The sequence below is a fragment of the Flavobacterium sp. W21_SRS_FM6 genome, assembly GCF_052119645.1.
GTDB lineage: Bacteria > Pseudomonadota > Gammaproteobacteria > Enterobacterales > Alteromonadaceae > Paraglaciecola.
The window spans coordinates 366,142-386,138 of sequence record NZ_JBGQOM010000001.1; the positions used below are offsets into that span (position 1 = coordinate 366,142).

The 19,997-nt window shown below is 42.9% G+C and carries 21 protein-coding genes; 3 read left to right on the plus strand and 18 right to left on the minus strand.

Going from position 1 to position 19,997, the window contains the following annotated elements:
* Nucleotides 1-276 precede the first annotated feature (276 nt).
* From ACEN2L_RS01590 to ACEN2L_RS01675, 18 genes are all read right to left on the minus strand, one after another.
* Nucleotides 277-1,767: a CoA-acylating methylmalonate-semialdehyde dehydrogenase gene (locus ACEN2L_RS01590; RefSeq protein WP_441741457.1), complete on the minus strand. Its 1,491-nt coding sequence runs from the start codon at nucleotides 1,765-1,767 to the stop codon at nucleotides 277-279.
* 123 nt (nucleotides 1,768-1,890) lie between these two features.
* Nucleotides 1,891-2,412 (minus strand): flavin reductase, encoded by a 522-nt coding sequence (locus ACEN2L_RS01595; RefSeq protein ID WP_441741458.1) that lies wholly within the window; start codon nucleotides 2,410-2,412, stop codon nucleotides 1,891-1,893.
* Between the two features lie 33 nt (nucleotides 2,413-2,445).
* Nucleotides 2,446-3,036 (minus strand): malonic semialdehyde reductase, encoded by a 591-nt coding sequence (locus ACEN2L_RS01600; RefSeq protein WP_441741459.1) that lies wholly within the window; start codon nucleotides 3,034-3,036, stop codon nucleotides 2,446-2,448.
* A 33-nt stretch (nucleotides 3,037-3,069) separates the two neighbouring features.
* Nucleotides 3,070-3,855 carry a pyrimidine utilization protein D gene (gene rutD, locus ACEN2L_RS01605; RefSeq protein WP_441741460.1) on the minus strand — a complete coding sequence of 262 codons (786 nt, stop codon included), beginning with the start codon at nucleotides 3,853-3,855 and terminating at the stop codon, nucleotides 3,070-3,072.
* 91 nt (nucleotides 3,856-3,946) lie between these two features.
* A complete protein-coding gene (gene rutC / locus ACEN2L_RS01610) occupies nucleotides 3,947-4,330 on the minus strand; it encodes a pyrimidine utilization protein C (protein ID WP_306022850.1) in 384 nt (127 codons plus the stop codon).
* Between the two features lie 43 nt (nucleotides 4,331-4,373).
* Nucleotides 4,374-5,111, minus strand: a complete 738-nt coding sequence (rutB, locus tag ACEN2L_RS01615) for a pyrimidine utilization protein B (RefSeq protein WP_441741461.1) — start codon at nucleotides 5,109-5,111, stop codon at nucleotides 4,374-4,376.
* On the minus strand, nucleotides 5,111-6,241 hold the full coding sequence (rutA, locus tag ACEN2L_RS01620) for a pyrimidine utilization protein A (RefSeq protein WP_306022852.1): 1,131 nt from the start codon (nucleotides 6,239-6,241) through the stop codon (nucleotides 5,111-5,113). Before rutA ends, rutB begins: the two co-directional genes overlap by 1 nt.
* A gap of 385 nt (nucleotides 6,242-6,626) precedes the next feature.
* Nucleotides 6,627-8,468, minus strand: coding sequence for an ABC transporter ATP-binding protein (locus tag ACEN2L_RS01625; protein ID WP_441741462.1), 1,842 nt, complete (start codon nucleotides 8,466-8,468; stop codon nucleotides 6,627-6,629).
* 90 nt (nucleotides 8,469-8,558) lie between these two features.
* Nucleotides 8,559-9,188: an RraA family protein gene (locus ACEN2L_RS01630; RefSeq protein ID WP_441741463.1), complete on the minus strand. Its 630-nt coding sequence runs from the start codon at nucleotides 9,186-9,188 to the stop codon at nucleotides 8,559-8,561.
* A 2-nt stretch (nucleotides 9,189-9,190) separates the two neighbouring features.
* Entirely contained in the window at nucleotides 9,191-9,610 is a 420-nt protein-coding gene (locus ACEN2L_RS01635) for an MAPEG family protein (protein WP_441741464.1), read from the minus strand.
* A 58-nt stretch (nucleotides 9,611-9,668) separates the two neighbouring features.
* Nucleotides 9,669-10,049, minus strand: coding sequence for a GFA family protein (locus ACEN2L_RS01640; RefSeq protein ID WP_441741465.1), 381 nt, complete (start codon nucleotides 10,047-10,049; stop codon nucleotides 9,669-9,671).
* 31 nt (nucleotides 10,050-10,080) lie between these two features.
* The gene (dbpA, locus tag ACEN2L_RS01645) at nucleotides 10,081-11,460 is read right to left on the minus strand and encodes an ATP-dependent RNA helicase DbpA (protein WP_441741466.1); all 1,380 of its coding nucleotides are present in this window, start codon (nucleotides 11,458-11,460) and stop codon (nucleotides 10,081-10,083) included.
* Nucleotides 11,461-11,913: 453 nt separating this feature from the next.
* The gene (locus ACEN2L_RS01650) at nucleotides 11,914-12,720 is read right to left on the minus strand and encodes a substrate-binding periplasmic protein (protein ID WP_441741467.1); all 807 of its coding nucleotides are present in this window, start codon (nucleotides 12,718-12,720) and stop codon (nucleotides 11,914-11,916) included.
* A 7-nt stretch (nucleotides 12,721-12,727) separates the two neighbouring features.
* Nucleotides 12,728-13,765 carry a dihydroorotase gene (gene pyrC, locus ACEN2L_RS01655; RefSeq protein WP_441741468.1) on the minus strand — a complete coding sequence of 346 codons (1,038 nt, stop codon included), beginning with the start codon at nucleotides 13,763-13,765 and terminating at the stop codon, nucleotides 12,728-12,730.
* A gap of 399 nt (nucleotides 13,766-14,164) precedes the next feature.
* On the minus strand, nucleotides 14,165-14,497 hold the full coding sequence (locus tag ACEN2L_RS01660; protein ID WP_306022860.1) for a zinc ribbon domain-containing protein YjdM: 333 nt from the start codon (nucleotides 14,495-14,497) through the stop codon (nucleotides 14,165-14,167).
* A gap of 134 nt (nucleotides 14,498-14,631) precedes the next feature.
* A complete protein-coding gene (locus tag ACEN2L_RS01665) occupies nucleotides 14,632-15,078 on the minus strand; it encodes a lipocalin family protein (RefSeq protein WP_441741469.1) in 447 nt (148 codons plus the stop codon).
* A 110-nt stretch (nucleotides 15,079-15,188) separates the two neighbouring features.
* The gene (locus ACEN2L_RS01670; RefSeq protein WP_306022862.1) at nucleotides 15,189-15,845 is read right to left on the minus strand and encodes a cupin domain-containing protein; all 657 of its coding nucleotides are present in this window, start codon (nucleotides 15,843-15,845) and stop codon (nucleotides 15,189-15,191) included.
* A gap of 123 nt (nucleotides 15,846-15,968) precedes the next feature.
* On the minus strand, nucleotides 15,969-16,712 hold the full coding sequence (locus ACEN2L_RS01675; protein ID WP_441741470.1) for a putative porin: 744 nt from the start codon (nucleotides 16,710-16,712) through the stop codon (nucleotides 15,969-15,971).
* A 326-nt stretch (nucleotides 16,713-17,038) separates the two neighbouring features.
* Between ACEN2L_RS01675 and ACEN2L_RS01680 the strand changes: the two genes are divergently transcribed.
* The 3 genes from ACEN2L_RS01680 to ACEN2L_RS01690 all read left to right on the plus strand — a co-directional run bounded on the left by ACEN2L_RS01680 (nucleotide 17,039) and on the right by ACEN2L_RS01690 (nucleotide 19,987).
* A complete protein-coding gene (locus ACEN2L_RS01680) occupies nucleotides 17,039-18,160 on the plus strand; it encodes a zinc-binding dehydrogenase (RefSeq protein ID WP_441741471.1) in 1,122 nt (373 codons plus the stop codon).
* Between the two features lie 161 nt (nucleotides 18,161-18,321).
* Nucleotides 18,322-19,098, plus strand: coding sequence for a hypothetical protein (locus tag ACEN2L_RS01685; RefSeq protein ID WP_441741472.1), 777 nt, complete (start codon nucleotides 18,322-18,324; stop codon nucleotides 19,096-19,098).
* Between the two features lie 337 nt (nucleotides 19,099-19,435).
* Nucleotides 19,436-19,987: a GbsR/MarR family transcriptional regulator gene (locus tag ACEN2L_RS01690; protein WP_306022866.1), complete on the plus strand. Its 552-nt coding sequence runs from the start codon at nucleotides 19,436-19,438 to the stop codon at nucleotides 19,985-19,987.
* Nucleotides 19,988-19,997 lie beyond the last annotated feature (10 nt).

Below are 19,997 nucleotides of genomic sequence, written 5' to 3' on the forward strand. Positions count from 1 at the left end.
TTGTGCGTCAAAATTAACGGCTTTTGGTATCGATGGTTTTGGGGTAAAACAAGTTTTTGGAAATGGCTTAATAATAGAAAGGCAAAGTTAGTGTAGGTGCTATGGTAAAAAAAGCAATATACGCCTATAGAACCTCAGCCTCATTAAGTTTACAGGCTAGCCACACGGCGACCAATATATAAGAATAAAAGGCCTCGCAGTAAACTACAATCTCTTAGAAGGCGGACCATAGTGTGTTTTACACTTATGGTCCTTTTTTTGATTTTGGCTAGCTAATTAAGATGGAAAGGTAAAGCTGACACCTTCACGTATACCACTCGATGGCCAACGCTGAGTAATGGTTTTACGCTTCGTATAAAACCGCACCCCATCCGGCCCATACGCATGTAAATCACCAAATAATGAACGTTTCCAGCCTCCGAAGCTGTGGTACGCCACCGGAACAGGTAAAGGGACATTAATACCCACCATACCAACCTGAATGTGGTCTGAAAAATAACGGGCAGCCTCACCATCTCGAGTGAAGATGCAGGTTCCATTGCCATATTCATGTTCATCAATGAGTTGCATCGCTTGTTCCATTGTATCAACGCGCATTACTTGCAGAACAGGACCAAAGATTTCAGCTTGATAACTGTCCATGTCGGCAGTGACCCCATCTATCAGGGTAGCGCCGACAAAAAATCCGTTTTCATGACCGCTAACTTTTAAGTCCCGCCCGTCTACTACAATTTTAGCGCCTTGCTGTTCGGCACCTGTAATGTAGGCGATGACCTTGGCACGATGTTCGGCGGTAATTAAGGGCCCAAAATCATTGCTCGGTTTATCAAAAGCACCAACGTTGAGATTGGTCATGGCCTTATGCATTTTGGCGACCAAGTCGTCTGCGGCCTTTTGGCCAACAGCCACCACTACAGATAGCGCCATGCAGCGCTCGCCAGAAGAGCCAAAGGCAGCGCCTAATAGCTGATTAACCGCATTATCCATGTCGGCATCAGGCATGACAATCGCGTGATTCTTCGCGCCACCAAGCGCTTGGCAACGCTTACCATTTGCACTCGCCGTTGAATAGATATACTCAGCAATAGGCGTTGAACCAACAAAACTCACCGCTTTGACGCGAGAATCAGTCAACAATAAATCAACAGCTTCTTTATCACCATTGACCACATTTAATACCCCTTTGGGTAATCCTGCTTCGCTTAATAACTGGGCAATGTATAGCGCTGTGCTAGGATCCCGTTCAGAAGGTTTTAGTATGAAGGTATTGCCACATACAATGGCCAGCGGAAACATCCACAGAGGTACCATTGCAGGAAAATTAAAGGGTGTAATGCCAGTCACAACACCGAGTGGTTGAAACTCACTCCATGAATCAATATTAGGCCCCACATTTTTACTGTGCTCACCTTTTAAAAATTGCGGCGCTCCACAAGCAAATTCAACATTTTCAATGCCCCTTTGAATTTCACCTGCAGCATCATGACTAATCTTACCGTGCTCTTGACCGATTAGTTGTGCAATTGTTTCGGCGTGTTCTTCTAAGAGTTGTTTAAACTTAAACATAATACGCGCCCGCTTTATGACCGGTGTATTACGCCAACCAGGAAAAGCCGCTTGTGCGCTAGTAATGGCCTGATCAAGGGTTTGTTTTGATGCCAATAGCACACTGTTGGCAATTTCACCCGTTGCCGGATTGTATACATTTTGCGTGCGTTCTTGTGGTGTCGTTAACTGACCATTTATAAAGTGACCGATGATAGCCATTGAATATCCTTGCAATGTATGACTGGGAAAAAATTAAGATAGCCTTAACACAAACACAGCTGGGTGTTTTGAATACAGCGAATGTTCGTGCGGCTTTGGGTGGATTAAAATAACCAGTGCAATTTATTTTTCGAGGTGATGATAAGCACGTTGGAAGTACAAAAGTGCACCTGCTTCATCATTTTGTTTAATAGCAAGTACCTCGCAGAAAAATACATCATGGGTTGCGACACTCTGTCTTGCGGTTATTTTGCAGTCAAATGAGACTGCAGCGCTTGCTAAAATCGGGGCTCCCGTGACTAACGTATCCCACTGCCCTTGAGCAAAACGCTCTTCCATGGGCGCTTTACCACCAAAGACATTAGACAAAGCATCTTGACCTGCACCTAAGGTATTAATCGCTAGGTTTGTTGCTTGGCTAAAACGTTGATGAACTGAGGCACTGCGGTTCAAACACACCAGCAACGTTGGGGGATTATCACTAACACTACAAACTGCCGTGGCAGTAAATCCCGCTTTTTCAGCACCTAAGTTCGTTGTTACGATATTTACTGCGCCGGGCAAACACGCCATGCCATTACGAAATGCGTCAGCCGAAATGCACTTGGCAGCATCGTCCATTTTTAGATTACTTAGTGCGCTCATGCAGACTGAACTCCTTATTTTATTGGGTTGTGTTTATAGAATCTGACAAGATTGTTCAAATTCAAGACGGGGTAAACGTTTGTGTACTTTCAGACCATCGCCGTAGCCCAAGTTGATTAAAAAGTTTACTTTCCAAGAGCTATCAGCAAAAAAGAGTTCATTTAATCGTTTAGCATCGAAACCTGACATCGGCCCAGTATCTAAGCCAAGCGCCCTAGCCGCGCTAATCAAATAGGCACCTTGCAAAGAACTATTGCGTATCGCGGTTTCATAAGCCGCTTCAGGGCTAGAAGTAAACCAACTTTTAGCATCCGCATAAGGAAACAGCATGGGTAAGTGCTCGTAAAATGTTTCATCATAGGCCACGATCACGGTGCACGGCGCTGTCATAGTTTTTTCTAAGTTACCGCTCGACAATGCAGGCTTTAGCTTTTCTCTGCCCTCATTGGAGGTAATAAATACAAAACGAGCTGGACAACAATTTGCAGAGGTAGGACCAAGCTTAACTAAATCGTAAAGCTGATGAATTAGCGATTCAGGAATCACTTTGTCTTGCCAGCTTACGTGGGTATGGGCTTCACTAAAAAGCTGTTCAAGTGATGATGTATCTAATGGTGTTGTCATAATGTTTATCTAATCAGGTGCAATAATCTGCGTTTACGCCACAGAAAATCGACCTAGTTGCTCCAATAATAATGAATTAAAAGTTTCAGGGGTGGTAATGCTTGACGCATGACCGCCGTAATCAAATAACGTTAAGGTAGCCGCCGGTAGTTTGTTTGCCAACCACTGGGAGCGCTGCCAAGGCACTAACATGTCATCTTTGTTGGCAACAACCAATGTTGGAACGTGAATGTCACGTAGCTGTGCCTCATTATCAAACTGACTTAAAGCACTGATCCGCGCTAACAAATTTGTTTTGTCAGGAAAGTGTCTCAAAGCAAGCTGTTCTTCCTTTTGCAGTAAATTAATATTGTTTACGATCCAATCTGGCGGATACAAAAGCAGGGCTTGGGTCTGCAGATAAATTTCTGCAGAACAACTCTCTAATATCGCCTTTCTTATATTGAAGCAACGTAAGGTATGAGGATTGGGGCTACTCCACGCATTTATCAGCACCATAGATTGCAATATTGCTGGACGGTCTGCGGCTAGCTGCATACCCACTAAACCACCTAGCGCATGACCAACAAAATGGCATTGGGTAATGTCGAGTGAATCAAGCAATTGTGATAATTCGTCACTCATATGCTGTATGGAATAGTCCTTGGGCAAACCTGCAGGGCTGCGTCCTGTACCAAGCTGATCATAAACAATAACGTGGTAATCGGTGCGCAAAGCTTCTAGTTGTCTTTGCCAGAAATGCGCTGAGCCCCCCAATCCTGAGCTTAACACAACCGTTGCAGCCCTAGCTTTTTTAGCTGGTAGTCGTTCAAAATACATTACATGCCTCATGCCGCCCAAAGTCAGCGTATGCGCTGATGACTAAGCTCCCAACTAACTTGAAAGTTAAGTCCACTCTCATCACCTAACGCTAAGCAATATGTGCAATGCTGGCAATTTCTACCAAGGCATCAGGTTTAACTAAGCCACACTGAATGCAATACCGAGCAGGTTTTTCACCAGGAAAATACTCTGCATATACTTTATTCAAGGCTGGATAGTCGTCCCAGTTAGTCAGCATAATAGTGTTAAACGTAACATCATCCATCGTGCCTCCAGCAGCTTCTACCACTCCTTTAATCGTCTCTAATACATGACGAGTTTGCGCTTCTGCATCACCGACATGTACCACGTTGTTTTCTTTATCAAAGGCTAATGTACCTGAAACATACAGGATGTTATCTGCCATTGAACCTGGGACATAGGGCGCTAAAGGCTTGCCTGTACCTGGGGGGATAATCGATTTTTTAGTCATGCTGTTTCCCTATTTGAAAATACGTAGTAGTAACAAATTGCACTTAAGCAATTTTGCTATTAATGGTTTGGTTAAACGCTTCTACCGTTGATACCCAACCAAAAAACGTGGCTATGTTAAATAGCGACGACTCTTGGATGGCACTTGAACCCGCTTGATGAGTAGCATCAGCCAGCACAACCCCAAAGTATTCTAGAAAAAATCCGTCTCGTAAGGTGGACTCCACGCATACATTGGTGGCAATACCGGTAAACACTAAGTTACGAATGCCACGGCTGCGCAACATGCTGTCTAAGTTGGTATTGTAAAAGCCGCTATACCGAGTCTTAGGAATAACAATGTCACCTTCCTGCGGTTGCAACTCATCAACTAGCTGATAATCCCATGTTCCTTTTGCCAACAAAGTGCCCATTAACTCTGGGTGTTTACGCATGGTCTTTAGGGCGTTAGATTTATACCAATTGGGTGAACCAGGGCCCCCCGCTTCGCTATATTGTTGATCCCAGCCATTTTGAAAAAACACAATGTGCATACCGGCTTTTCGAGCCATTTCTATTGCTTTAGCGGTTTGCTCAATCACAGGCCCGGTGCTTGAAATGTCAAAGCCTGCTTTGTCTAAATAGCCATTTTTAGAGGCATAAGCGTTTTGCATATCGACGACGATTAAAGCGCTTTCGCTCAGTTTCAAAGCTAAAGGCTCTGGCTGTGCGGGAAGGATAACCTCACCCACCTCAGTACCTGAGCAGTAACCCGCAACGGTAAATTCAGTGACGGTCGGCATTAGGCTACCTGCTCACACTTAGACGCGATGATATGCTGACGAGACTTCATCAACGGTTGAATTTTTTGACCGTAGTCATCCATACCCTGAATAAAATCATCAAACGTCAGTAATACCCCTTCACAGCCGTCAACAGTATCAATTTCATCTAACATCGCTGCCACTGAGGCAAAGGAGCCGACTAAGGTTCCCATATTTAAATTTACTGCTGAAGTAGGATCGGTCATGTCACGTACATTGGTGTCTTTACCGGATTTTTTATCTACTGCGCCTTGGGTTGTCATCCAATCAAGGGCATCTTGATCTTTACCCGCTTTATAACGCTCCCATTTAGCCATCGCCAGCTCGTCAGTTTCATCTGCGATGACCATAATTAGGACAACTGAACCGACCTTGCGGCCAATATTATCAGCTACTTGTTTTAATCTTTGGGCGGTTGGTGCAAAAGCGGTTGGCGTGTTTAATCCTTTGCCAAAACAGAAGTTATAGTTGGCATGCTGAGCGGAAAACTCCATTCCTGCGGCACTTTGCCCGGCACAAATAATGGGAATATCTGCTTGCGGTTTAGGTAGCATGTGGCAATCATCCATTTTGAAATGCTCACCTTTAAAATCACTGCGCCCAGTAGTCCAAAGTTCTTTACACACTTGAATATACTCAGCAAGATATTCGTAGCGATTCGAGAAAAACTCATCTCCAGGCCACATTCCCATTTGCGAATATTCAGGACGTTGCCAGCCGGTAATTAAGTTAACACCAAAACGACCATGGGAGATGGAGTCGATAGTTGTGGTCATTCTAGCCATAATCGCTGGAGGCATAACCAGTGTGGCAGCAGTCGCATATAGTTTTATTTTTTGCGTGACCGCTGCCAAACCAGCCATCAGAGTGAAAGACTCTAGGTTATAATCCCAAAACTCGGTTTTACCACCAAAGCCCCTCAATTTTATCATCGACAACGCGAAATCCATTCCGTAGTGCTCGGCTTTTTGCACTATCTCTTTATTCAAATCAAAGCTTGGTTTGTATTGTGGTGACGTACTGGAAATTAACCAGCCGTTGTTGCCAATTGGAATAAATATACCCACGTCCATAATCGTCTCACTTTTGTTTTTGTTATCGATTTTCACGCCACATCAAGGCGCACCGTTTGTGCCACTGATGACAAGCAAGCAACCCTTTGCTCTCAGTATGATTTAGCACAAACTAAGCCAAACATTGAAAGTCAATTAAAAACAATGAGTTAGATTAAAAAATTACTTATTTTAGACCATCCGGTCTAGGTTAATGCATTGGTGTTGTGCAGATTGTGCAAAAATGATGCAACTAGGCAAAAGAACATGGCGGATAAAAAAAGCATAGTAGAGCGCAGTTTCACTCCACTGTATTAAACAATGAGTTGAAATACCTTGATAATCATTTAGCTCAATTGGGCATGACTGTAAATCGGGTAAGATAGTGCAAAGGAAGTGAGCTTACTTCACTGCTGGGGCAAAGTAAGCTCAGGCGATTATATTACTCTAGGCCGATAAAACCACCGGTCTGATGAGCCCATAGTTTTGCGTAGATGCCACCTAGTGCGATTAAATCGGCATGAGAGCCACTTTCGACAATACGACCTTGATCGAGTATCAGTAATCTGTCCATTTGCGCAATGGTCGACAAACGATGGGCAATGGCCAACACCGTTTTATTTTCCATGATTTTATCAAGGCACTGCTGAATAGCCGCTTCTACTTCCGAATCAAGAGCGGATGTGGCTTCATCAAGGATCAAAATAGGCGCATCTTTGAGCATAACTCGTGCTATTGCAATACGCTGGCGCTGACCACCGGAAAGTTTCACACCGCGATCGCCTACGTGAGCATCATAGCCAACCCGCCCCTCTCCATCAGATAACGCTTGAATGAACTCATGAGATTCAGCCTGACGTGCTGCTCGTAGCATATCTTCTTCAGTGGCATCGAGTCGGCCGTAAAGGATGTTTTCTCGCACCGACCGATGCAGTAAGGACGTATCTTGGGTGACCATACTGATATTTGCTCTGAGACTTTCTTGACTGAGCTCAGCAATATTCTGCCCGTCAATTTTAATCTCACCACTTTGGATATCGTAAAAACGCAACAGCAAATTCACTAAACTTGATTTACCCGCGCCAGAACGACCTACCAAGCCTACTTTTTCGCCGGGCTTGATTGAAATGTTGAGCTCGTTAAATACCGCATTTGCTGCGCGGTCAGGCCCTTCGTAAGCAAAGTTTACTTGTTTAAATTCGATAGCACCGCCACTTACCTTGAGTTCAGGCGCATTATCGATGTCTTTTACGGCTACCGGAACCGACAAGCTGTTGATGCCATCCTGCACGGTACCGATATTCTCAAACAGATTAGACACTTCCCACATTATCCACTGTGACATACCGTTGAGTCGCAAACTTAAACTCACCGCAATCGCAATATCACCAGGACTTATTGCCTGTTGCAACCAAAGATAAATGGACAAACTACTTATACAAAATACTAAAAATGCATTGTTGAACCACACACAAGCGTTTAATACTGTCACTAAGCGCATTTGCGGATAAACACTATGTAAAAAATCAACCATACCCTGTTTGGCATAGTCTGCTTCGCGACTGGTGTGGGCAAAAAGTTTAACCGTGGCAATATTGGTATAACTATCAACAATTCGTCCTGTCATCACTGAACGGGCGTCGGCTTGCTTTTGCGATACTTTTTTTAGTTTTGGAACCAATTTACGTAAAATAAAGACGTAAATAACAAACCACAGGGCCAAAGGTGTTGCCAAGCGCCAATCTGCACTAAAAACCAACACCACAATGCTAAGAAAATACACGCTGACATACACAAAGATATCTAGCGACTTCATCACCGCCTCTCGCACGGCCAAGGCAGTTTGCATGACTTTGGTGGCCACACGCCCAGCAAATTCATTTTGGAAAAAACTCATACTTTGACCAATCACATAACGATGGGCCTGCCAGCGAATACGCATGGGAAAATTTCCAAGCAAAGCTTGGTGAGTCAACAAAGATTGCACTATCACAAGGCAAGGCAACACTAGCAGGATCAAGGCCGCCATCCATAACAGGGTAGAAAATTCTTGCTCTAAGAAGGTTGCCCTATCACGCTCAGAGAGCCAATCAACTAGCTGGCCTAAAAAACCAAAAATAGAGACTTCAATCATGGCGATGCTGGCCGCTAGAATTGATACAGCAATCAGGGCCCCCCACATCCCTTGCGAATAATAACGGCAAAAAGCAAACAAGGTGGTGGGCGGCTGCTCCGGGGTATAAGTGGGAAAAGCCTTAGTTAAACGTTCAAAAAATGCAAACATAGAGTCATGATAATAACAGCAATAATGTGGGCTTATGATACCGCACGTAAGCCCCTATCGTTGTTAAATTTTTAGCGGGAAATTGTAAAACTACTCGTTGAAGCCTAATGCCTGAAGCTTTGCTTCAATTTTCTGCGAATGTTGTTTTTCCCATTGCGCTAGATCCATGGCAGCATCTTTATCAGTTCGCGATTTTCCCGCGGTATAAATCTGTATCAGTTGCGCTTGCGGGATCACAGCAATGCCGTCTTCATCTGCAACAATATAATCGCCTGCATAAACAGTGACCCCGCCGCATTGAATAGGTTGGTTAAAAGGATAAATTTTATCTTTAGCGGCAGGGACAGGGATTACGCCACGTGCGTAAACTGGAAATTGAATACCGCGAATTTCACCAATGTCTCTGACTAATCCATCAATAATCATGGCCACAACACCACGTTGTTTCGCCACTGCGCATACATTACCGCCGGTGGAGGCAAAATCGTGATCGGCTTCAACCACCAGCACATCGCCTGGCTTAGCACGATAAATAGCCGCATGCAGGCTTAGATGGTCACCTTTACCACATTTAACCGTAAATGCGGGGCCTGCTATTCGTGGCATCGGGGTCCATAACTGATGAATAGCCGGATCAATATATTGTTCACGAGGCAAAGCTTCTGCATATTCACAAGGTGAAACACTCAATAAATCCTGTATCAAAGGGACATCAGACATCACTACAATCCTATAAATTTAAGACCAAACATACCAACCCAATATAGACAAATAGCCACTTGGGTTAAAAAGAAAGCAAAACGTATTTGCACCGCCAATACTGATGTAGACACTAAGTGACTGATTGATTGGCCAAATCGCGCTAGCAGTAAAACATAAGCGAAATCATTAGTGACCATCGTGGAATTGGTGGCCAAAGAAAACAATAACAAACCTCCGATGAAAGCAAAACTTTCGACACAATTGGCTTGAGCACGGGTTAACCGCTGGCCAAATGGCGGCGAATCAGAGCCATCAGCCTTAAAAGCATTTGGGGCTTTTTTGCGTTTCATGACCAAATCAGTACGATAAATAGCTAGCGCCACCAGCAACAATAAAGTCCATGCAATATAACCAAGCAGAGCAACAATAGTGGCATTCATACTTAAATCTCTTAGTTTGTAGATATTTGACTGGATGATGACTTCAAAAAATAAAGCTTTATTCTACACTTTTGTGAGCTAACTTGTGGCCGCCTTGCTCCCAATTTTGCCCATCAAATTTTGTTATGTTAATTGATTTAGGTCGAGAGTCTAAGCAATGAACATTGATATCTATGCCGTCTGGATTAGAGCGCGGAGTATAAAATGGTTTCACGCCACAGACAGAACAAAAAGTATGTTTAGCCACACCAGTATTAAAAGTGTAGCTAGTGAGTTTGTTAGCACCACTAAGTAATTTGAATTTACTCAGTGGTACAATTAAGTGTAAAAATCCTGATTTGCTGCATATCGAACAATTACAGTCATCTGCTTCTATGACATCAGGCGCTTCAACTTCAAAGGTAAGCGCCCTGCAATGACAACTGCCCCGATACTTCATTTGCAAATCCTCTTGCGTGGCTAAAAGTTGGCTAACTCAATTTACGTGCTTTAAATTTACGGCCTTTTAATTTACCTTCACTAAATTGTTTTAAACTACGTTTTACACTTCTGGTTTTAATCGCTACATAAGTATGAGTGGTAGTGACATTTATTTTACCCACGTCTTCAAAAGGCACATCAGCATCCTTAGTTAGAGCCCCAAGAATATCGCCAGGACGTAATTTGTCTTTTTTACCGCCATCAATACACACTGTCACAAACTCAGGTTCAACCAAACGATTTTGGTGAAAGCGAATCGATTGAATACCAAGCCACTTAACCTTGCTACCTTGATAGTCTTCAATAGCATTAGCTCTAGCCATTTCTTTTGGTGCGACCAAGGTTAATGCTAAACCTTTAGCATCAGCACGACCAGTGCGACCAATCCGATGAACATGGACTTCAGGATCAGGGGTAATTTGATATGAGATAACCGCATTGACTTCTTTTACATCCAAACCTCGGGAAGCAACATCAGTAGCAATGAGCACAGAAGCACTCTTATTAGCGAAACGTGTTAATACTTGGGTACGATCTTTTTGCTCTAAATCGCCATGTAAGGCCAAGGCTGAAACGCCCAAACTAATTAACTCATCGGCGACTTCTTGGCAGGCTATTTTAGTATTACAAAAAATAATCGCTGATTCAGGTTGATAATGGCTTAGTAAAGCCGCTACAGCTTTTACGCGATGCGGCTCATCAACTTCAAAAAAGATTTGTTCAATACTGCTGGTATCGTGGGTGGCATCAACACTCACTTCAACAGGGTTAGTTTGTACTTGCTCGCTTATTTGGGCAATAGATTCAGGGTAGGTTGCTGAAAACAATAAAGTTTGACGATCACGTGGAATATGGCGGACAACCGCTGCCATTTCGTCTTCAAATCCCATATCCAGCATACGGTCAGCTTCATCTAATACCAGAGTATTCACTTCACTCAGATCGAGGCGTTGGCGTGATAAGTGGTCAATGATGCGACCTGGCGTACCGACAATAATATGCGCTCCGTGCTCCAACGAACCAATTTGTGGCCCCATAGGAACCCCACCACACAGTGTGAGTACCTTGATATTGTGGATACCGCGGGCGAGTCGGCGAATTTCTTCGGCAACTTGCTCAGCGAGCTCGCGAGTGGGACACAGCACTAATGACTGGATACGAAAACGCTCTACTCGCAAGTTTTGAAGTAAACCCAAACCAAAGGCAGCGGTTTTTCCGCTCCCTGTCTTGGCTTTAGCCACAACATCTTTACCTTCCAATATTGGCGGTAAACTGACAGCTTGGATATCCGTCATTTGACTAAAACCAAGGGTTGCTAAATTGTCGAGCAGGGCTGCTTTTAGGCCTAATGACGCAAATTCTTTATTCAAAATATTCTCTATTTAGGTAATAACGATGCTGAGCTTACTATGCAAAAAACACCAATGGTCATTTAAGACAACTGCTTTATTTTTCGCTAATGGATTGTGCAGAACTGCACATCATCCAGCTCTGGCGTTTAATTTTGTTTGCTTATGTGACCTCAGGTAGAACTTTATTCCAACTCAAGCGAAGGCTGTAATCACTGCCTTAACTCAAGCCCACGCAAACTTCATCTTTAAAGCTAAGGTTTATCGCTTTGTGGCGATTTTATCATCGCAAGTATAACAGTTCAGTTAAAAATTACAGGAGCCAAACGTGCTGCAGACTCATCTACATCAACTTAATCTAAGGTCATAAATAATGCACCTTAGTTTAGCCTTACTCTAAATTTACCTACAGAACCAATACAACAATCTTTTAATAACAGTATTATTGCCCTTACAGCATTGTTCTGTTTTGCTTTACTGTTTCGCCCATAAATTTACTATGTCCTTATCTAAATGTGCATGTAGGCCATTTTGTTGCTGATAGAGCGTTAACCACTGCTGAGTAATCTGGCTATACTGTGCTGAACGTTTATAGTTCTCTGCGGCTTCGATTAACTTAGTGACCATTTCCATATCAGAGCCTTTCGATAGGGCAAGGTAACTGGTCACCTGCCGGTAAACAAATCTTTGTTTTACCTGGCTACAATCAAGGTTTAATTGATGACAGAAGTACTGTATTCCTATCGACGACAAAAACACGTTTTTGACTTCACCATTGACTAAGGCTGTGACACCCTGCCCCCAGTTTTGTAACTTTACGATATTGTTAATACCTGCTTGCTGCAAGACATCGATTCGATAATCACCGTCTAATACGGCGTATTTTTCATTGACCTCAAGTTGTTCAATGTCCGAAACGAACTGTCCATTTAGACTAAAAATACCAACAATATTGTTAGTTAATGGACTTATCCAAAAAAAATCATTTTCTCGTTCTGGCAAACGCGCTAAAGAAAAAAGCAAGACATTAGATTTACTCTGCGCTTCTTTAAAAACTCGCTCCCACGGTGCCACTAATATTTCTTGCTCTATGCCTGCTTCACGTAAAATACCTTTTACGGTATCAATAGTCAGGCCAGTTAAATGCCCGCGGCTATCAAGCTGACTAAACGGTGGCTCTAAACTGGTAATGACCCAGAATGGAGGCTGTTTGGCCAGGACAAGCTTCGTTTGTAACAACAGCACAAATACGAAAAAGATCAATTTAGGTGCTATTACCATCTTCATTTCACTTTTTGTGCAATTGCCAGTTAATGGTTTGCCCTGCAAAAAACGGCACGATAGGGTTTTCATTCGGCAAGGTAATAGACTCAGGCACTTGCCACGCTTGTTTTACTAATGTGACCGTGTCGGTGTTGCGGGGTAAGCCATAAAAGTCAGCGCCATAAAAACTCGCAAAACCTTCGAGCTTATCTAAAGCGCCAAGCTCTTCAAAGACTTGAGCATAGAGCTCTAACGCACTCCAAGCACTGTAGCAACCGGCACAACCACAAGCAGATTCTTTACGATGTTTTTCATGAGGCGCAGAATCCGTTCCTAAGAAGAACCGCGACGAGCCGCTAGCAACGGCTTCTCGTAAAGCCTGTTGATGAGTGCTACGTTTGAGCACAGGTAAACAATAGTTATGCGGCCGTACGCCACCCACAAGCATATCGTTGCGATTAAGCAGTAAATGTTGAGGGGTAATGGTTGCAGCGACATTGACCGAGCTTTCATTCACAAAATCCACCGCACCTGCGGTAGTAATATGTTCAAAAACCACTTTTAATTGTGGGAAATCACTGACCAATTTACTCAGGTAGAGGTCGATAAAAACTTGCTCACGGTCAAAGATATCAACATGACTGTCTGTCACTTCTCCATGCACAAGCAATAACATGCCAACTTCAGCCATGGCAGCAAACACTGAGTATAAACTTTCGATGCCTTTTACAGCGGCATCTGAATTTGTCGTTGCTCCAGCAGGATAGAGTTTTGCAGCCAAAATGCCAGCTTGTTTCGCTTCTATAATATCTTTTGCGGTGGTTTGGTTTGTTAGGTACAAAGTCATCAGAGGTTCAAAGCCTTGAAACTCACCTCTGGCTTGCAGAATTCTGTCGCGGTACTCCAGTGCCATTTTAGCAGTCGTCACAGGTGGAACTAGGTTAGGCATTACGATCGCACGAGAAAAACATCGGGCGGTAGCAGGCACCGTTTCAGCGAGCATGTCGCCATCACGAAAATGAAGATGCCAATCATCTGGTGTTGTTATCGTTAATGTTTGCATAGAAACCCTTTGACTGAAACTGATAGATTACGCGTTTTTAATCACGCTATTATGCCGTAATTTTCAGTGCAAAATAACTATTGTTTTTTTGGATTGCTCTGCCTAGCCGATTACAAGCTCAGAATGAACTTTTGGTTAAACTAAAAGATTGAGATTTGCGGTCAAAATCGCCACCGCATAAGACTGAACTTAAGAAAATAGGGCTGAATTAAAATGTCTATATATGCACCCAAGCTATAGGCAATCGGATAGACTGCAAGGTAAACCTTTTGATTATAGCTAAAGTTTTTTAACGTTACGGTGGTGGAGTTGCAAAATTCAATGCGAATTTTGCCAAGAATTGGTAAAGACTAGTTTTCACCCCGACATCCCTGCCGGAGCTTTTACGAGAAGGGTGAATTATACTTTTTTGACAAATTCCGACTTTAATTTCATGGCTCCAATACCATCAATTTTGCAGTCGATATCATGATCGCCATCCACTAAACGGATGTTTTTCACTTTTGTTCCTACTTTGACCACCAAAGAAGACCCCTTCACTTTCAGATCTTTAATCACGGTAATGGTGTCACCATCTTGCAAGGTATTACCATTTGAGTCCTTAATCACTTTTTCATCTTCCTGCATTGCAACGATGGACCATTCATGGGCGCATTCTGGGCAAATATAATTTAGGCCATCTTCGTAGGTGTATTCTGACTGGCAAGCGGGACAATTGGGTAAATCGCTCATTGAGCTTCCTTTAACGGTAATAACAGCGCACTTCGCACTAAATGACATTTGAAGGAGTAATTATCCCTACTTTTTATAAGGATTACTAGACTACTCAATTGATTTAGATTAGCGCGCCTAAAAAATTATTACGCTCACTGACTGTTGTGATCCACCCAAATGATTTTACTGGTATCGAAACCAGCTTCTCGCGCTTGCTCGACAAGTTGTGCTTGCAATTCTGTCGAAAGCTGTGGCGTTCTCGCCAACAGCCAAAAATAGTCACGATCAGGGCCCGTGATCAGCGCATAATTATAGTGTTGTTTATCTAATTCAAATATCACGTAACTGGCATAAAAAGGACCAAAAAATGACACTTTTAAATGGCCAACATCGCTGCTGTTAACAAAATAGGCCTTACCTTGAGCTTCATCCCATTCTTGCTTTTTAGGATTAAAACCTCGATTCAGCACACTGACGCCACCGTCGTCGCGCATTGAATATTCAGCTGTTACCTGCTGTAGTCCCTCTTCAAAAGAATGGTCGAAACGTCCTATCTCGTACCATTTACCTAAATATCGTGGTAATTCAAAATTATTCACTGGCTTAATCCCCTCAGGGACAGCAGTGCAGGCAACGAGCATATTTAGGCTCGTTATACTCAATATCAGTTTTAAGAAGTGGCCTGCTTTCATCTCGACTTTATTCCTGCTTAGTTGGGTAAATGCCCGGTTTTCACCAATATAATGGTCTCTTGATTTTCAACAAAAGGTTGGTGCTGGCTTAAATGCGGGCTTCGGATCCACGTTAAAGCGGGATAACGACCGTGTTCATCACAAAACTCACCTTTAAGTACGAATATTTCTTCCCCGCCCCAATGACGATGTGGATTAAAGCGAGTATTACTGCGCCACTTCACTAGTGCAGTATTTTGTGCTTCAAAGCTATGTAAGGGCATAACATGTAATCCCTCAACCATGCCTTGTAGCCAAGGCTGCTCGTTAGTATTAATAACTGTTTGCAGTTGGTCTTGTGCATCAAAGTAACAAAGTTTAACCAATAAAGTGCAGCCCTCTTTTGAAAAAGGCGCATGAGCACTGCCAGCGGGATTACGCAGATAAGTTCCCGCCGGATAATCGCCGTTTTCGTCAGAGAAAACGCCCTCTAAAACGAATATTTCTTCACCAAAAGGATGTTGGTGAGTCGGAAAAGCTGAGCCCGGTGCATACCGCACAATTGAGGTGGCTCTGCCTCTTTCTGCTTCTTGTCGTTCCAGTTTTTTTCGGGTGATGCCTTTGGCTGGCGATGGCTCCCAAGCCATAGAAGATGTCTCAATTACCACCTTGTGACTGTAGTCTTGATTTAGCATGATTTATTGAACATAAGTAAGTTTGTGCTCTTATACTTTGAGCATAAGATAATGGATGTATTTGAGCAAAAAACAAGAGCGCCGGAGCGCTCTTGTTTTGCATATTGTCATAATATTATGAGCCTAGAAGCGCAAAGTGGCACCGAGGTTGTACAGAGTAGTCGATCCAATATTATCATCCATATAAGACACTGCAGCTGATACAGCAAAATGCTCACTAACAAACCATTGGCTGCGCACAGTACTTAAACCATCACTGAAACCATCAGACCATTCATAGCCCAAACCAAGGGATAAATTACGGTTCAAATAATAGTCAGCCGATACGGCAAAACTATCATCAAAGTCGTCAGGATTAATATACGTGCCTTCTAGACTAACAAACCTATCACCTCCTAAATCAAATAGCTTTTTACTGGCTAAGCTAAAAGCTTGATAGTTCATATCGTCATCAAATTGCGTATCAACCGATACCGACCAATCACGACTTAAATAGTAACCGCCACCCAGTGTATAAATATTTTCTGAATAACCATTTAGGTGCTGAACGTCAGCGTTTAAAAATAAACCTGTATTTTGCAATACGTATGTTCCACCAACTGCCCAACTATTTAGATTCTCGTCATCGAAATCAGAGCGAGTAAAAAATGCTTCCACTGAACTTTGCAAATCAAGAAAACTCGCTTCAGCTAGCGGCCCCTTGTTTGTATTGATGCTATCGAAGTAGTAACTCCCACCGACTGAATACACTTTAAGCTCATCCGCTTTTAATGCTGCCCCGTTGAGTTCAGTGTTAAAATTTGCATGGGCAACACCGCTGATAAGACTAATAGTGAAGAGTGAAGCTGCAAAAGCTATTTTTTTCATTTGTTACTTTTCCTTAAATAAAAAATCGAATTGACTCAGATAAAAAATCCACAAAAATGTTTAGCACTAAGTGAAAAAACTAATTTCTATAGCGGCTAAACGTGCGACATTTATACGGTTATTGAGCTTAACCATAACTGAATAAACTCTGAATTTACTCGCATAACGTGAAGCCACGTACTGGCGATGCTATCTCCCTCAGCTTCGCATTGTCTCCTTGGATATTTGTCATATTTATGGAGATCAATTCATCAGTGTGTGAACGTCACTTTCGACAAGCTGTTACACTGCCTCCACTACGTTTTTCATTACTGAGAGTTATGACTATGCAATCATCCAAACAACTATTTACTTTGATTACCTCAGAAGGGCAGTTAGAAATGACACTGCGTGAGGTTAACGTTCCTACTCCTAAACCTCATGAGGTTGTGGTACGAATTGAAGCTGCGCCAATTAATCCCTCTGATATGTGGCCAATGTTTGGTCCGGCTAATCTAGCAGAAGCAACACTCGATAAAGCCAAAATGAAGCTACATGCAGCCCTATATCCTGGCATGTTGAGCCGAATTTCATCTCGTTTAGACCAAGAACTACCCATTGGTAATGAAGGCGCCGGCACGGTAGTCGCCGCTGGAGAACACCCTGCCGCCCAAGCCATGATAGGTAAAACCGTTGCGGTTTTATCCGGTGCAACATATGCAGAATACTGCTGCGTACCGATGCAAGCGTGTATCGTTCATCATGAGAATACGTCAGCCAAGGACGCCGCCTCTTCTTTTGTTAACCCTTTGACGGCACTGGGTATGGTGGAAACCATGCGAATGGAAGGTCACAGCGCTTTAGTCCACACGGCCGCTGCATCAGCTTTAGGTCAAATGCTCAACAAAATTTGCTTAGCCCAAGGAGTAAAACTCGTCAACGTAGTTCGCAATCAACAGCAAGCCACACTACTGAAAAACATTGGCGCGCAGTATATTTGTGATTCTTCTGCAGCCAGCTTTAAGAAAGACTTACTTATGGCCATAGAAGAAACCGGTGCAACCTTAGCTTTTGACGCAATCGGCGGTGGTGAGTTAGTCAGTGATATTCTGGCGGCAATGGAGCGCGTAGGCAGTAAGGATGCAAAAGGTTTCAATACTTATGGCTCAGCGTCTAATAAGCAAGTGTACATATATGGCGGCTTGGATTTTTCACCAACGATTCTAAACCGAGCTTTCGGCATGACCTGGAGTGTGGGTGGTTGGCTATTAATGCGCTTTTTAGGCAAACTTCAACCAGAACGCGTTGCTCAATTGCATAAACAAGTCGCTGATGAAATTAAAACGACTTTTGCTACAACCTTTACTGATGAACTAAGCTTTGAACAGGCACTTACTCCCGCCACTATTGCACAATACAATGCTAAAAAGACAGGCGCTAAATACTTCATTAATCCAAGTAAAGTCTAAATTTTGATATACCTTGATCAAGCTTCGTTATTGAAGCTTGGTCAAGGTATGTTCAACTGGAACTCATTCGGTTAAAAAAATATACTTTCATACGGCTTTTCGTTTAATCAAACCACAAACTACGCTAAGATAAGCATGTTTTTTCACACTAAGAGTTTTGCATGCTACGCTTATTTTTCTTGTTTATTTGCTTTTGGCACCTGCCTTTAAAAGCTGAAAAATACACAGTCGCGTCACAAGATTTTAATTACTACCCTCATTATAATTTTCAATCAAAAACTGACAAAGGTTTAATTTGGGCGGTTCTCCAGGCTTTTAGCGAATACAGCGGGCACGAATTTAGTTACGACACCATGCCTGTTTTACGACTACAGAGGGAGCTTGAGAAAGGTACCGTTGATTTAGTTTATCCAGATAACCCTTTGTTTGATAACGCTGACGCTTTTGCACTGGGTAAATACTACAGTGATACGATTGTACAAACTTTGGGTGGTACAATGGTAGAAGCTACCCGAGTCAATCAAGACATAACTAAAATTAGACGTTTAAGTATTCCATTAGGGTTCACACCTCAGTTAGGCTGGTTGCAACAAATTGAAAAAGGCAAAGTAAAACTAATCTCAGTGGTCACGCCGCTTGCTGAGCTTCATTTATTAGCTTTAGGCAGAGTGGATGCTGCTGAAGTCGACTATTTTGTTAGTCAATATCAGATACAAAACAACCCTGATTTTAAACAATTTCGCTTTGATCCTACCCTACCGAATTCAGCGGTAGATTTTAAATTATCTACCATTAAGCAGATAGGCTTAATTGACGAAATTAACGATTTCATGCACTCTCACCCCGAAATTATTCGTAAAATCAAACTGCAATATGGCATCTCAGAGCCCGAATTAATCATACAGAATTTGATGAGTTCTGTGCCTCGATCCCATTGATGTAGTCGGCCATTTACGTCCTTATTTTCGCCTTAAATGGGCAGTTTTATTAAACACTAATTGGCAGATAATCACTCTTTTATTCTACTTAGCGCCCGTCGACGGTATGCGGATTGGCGGCAAAATACACATGTTTGACCTTACCCCAATGGATGAGCAATTCCCCGGTGCGAGTCGAAAGTCTCAGGCCCCATCGTCTTTTCAGTCGCTTAATCGTTAACGTCAAGAAAGCACCTACTACCCAACGCTGCATAGCTCGTCGACCAATAATTATATTGACTTAAATCAAACAATGTTTAAACTTTCAGAAATTACTGAAATTTCAGAAGGTAAATGTATGCAACTTACTCCAATGATTGAATCATTTGTAATGCACTTTGGTGAAATGGGCAGCCGATGGGGCTTTAATCGCACAGTAGGGCAAATTGTGGCGCTATTAGTAGTGAGTGAAGAACCCATCACAGCAAATGATATTGCCGATGCCTTACGTATTTCTCGCGGGAACGTCAGCATGGGGTTAAAAGAATTGCAGGCGTGGCGCTTAGTGCAACTTCAACACAAACCCGGTGATCGAAAAGAGTACTTTCAGGCTAATGGCAGCATTTGGGATATGGCTAACAGGGTCTTTGAAGAGCGGCGTAAACGGGAGATGGATCCAACGTTGAGTTTATTGCGCGATATTCTGCTCGATGAACCTGCTAACCAACAAGAGGTGCACGCGCAACAAAAATTCCAAGAAGTTCATGATTTACTTGAAGGGATCACAAAATGGTCAAGCGAGCTACAGCGTTTAAGTCCAGAAAAACTTAATGCCCTAATGAAGTTGGGTTCTGGGGTGGGCAAGGTACTTGATATTAAAGATAAGCTTTTGGCTAAATCAAAAAGTTAATTAGTATTCA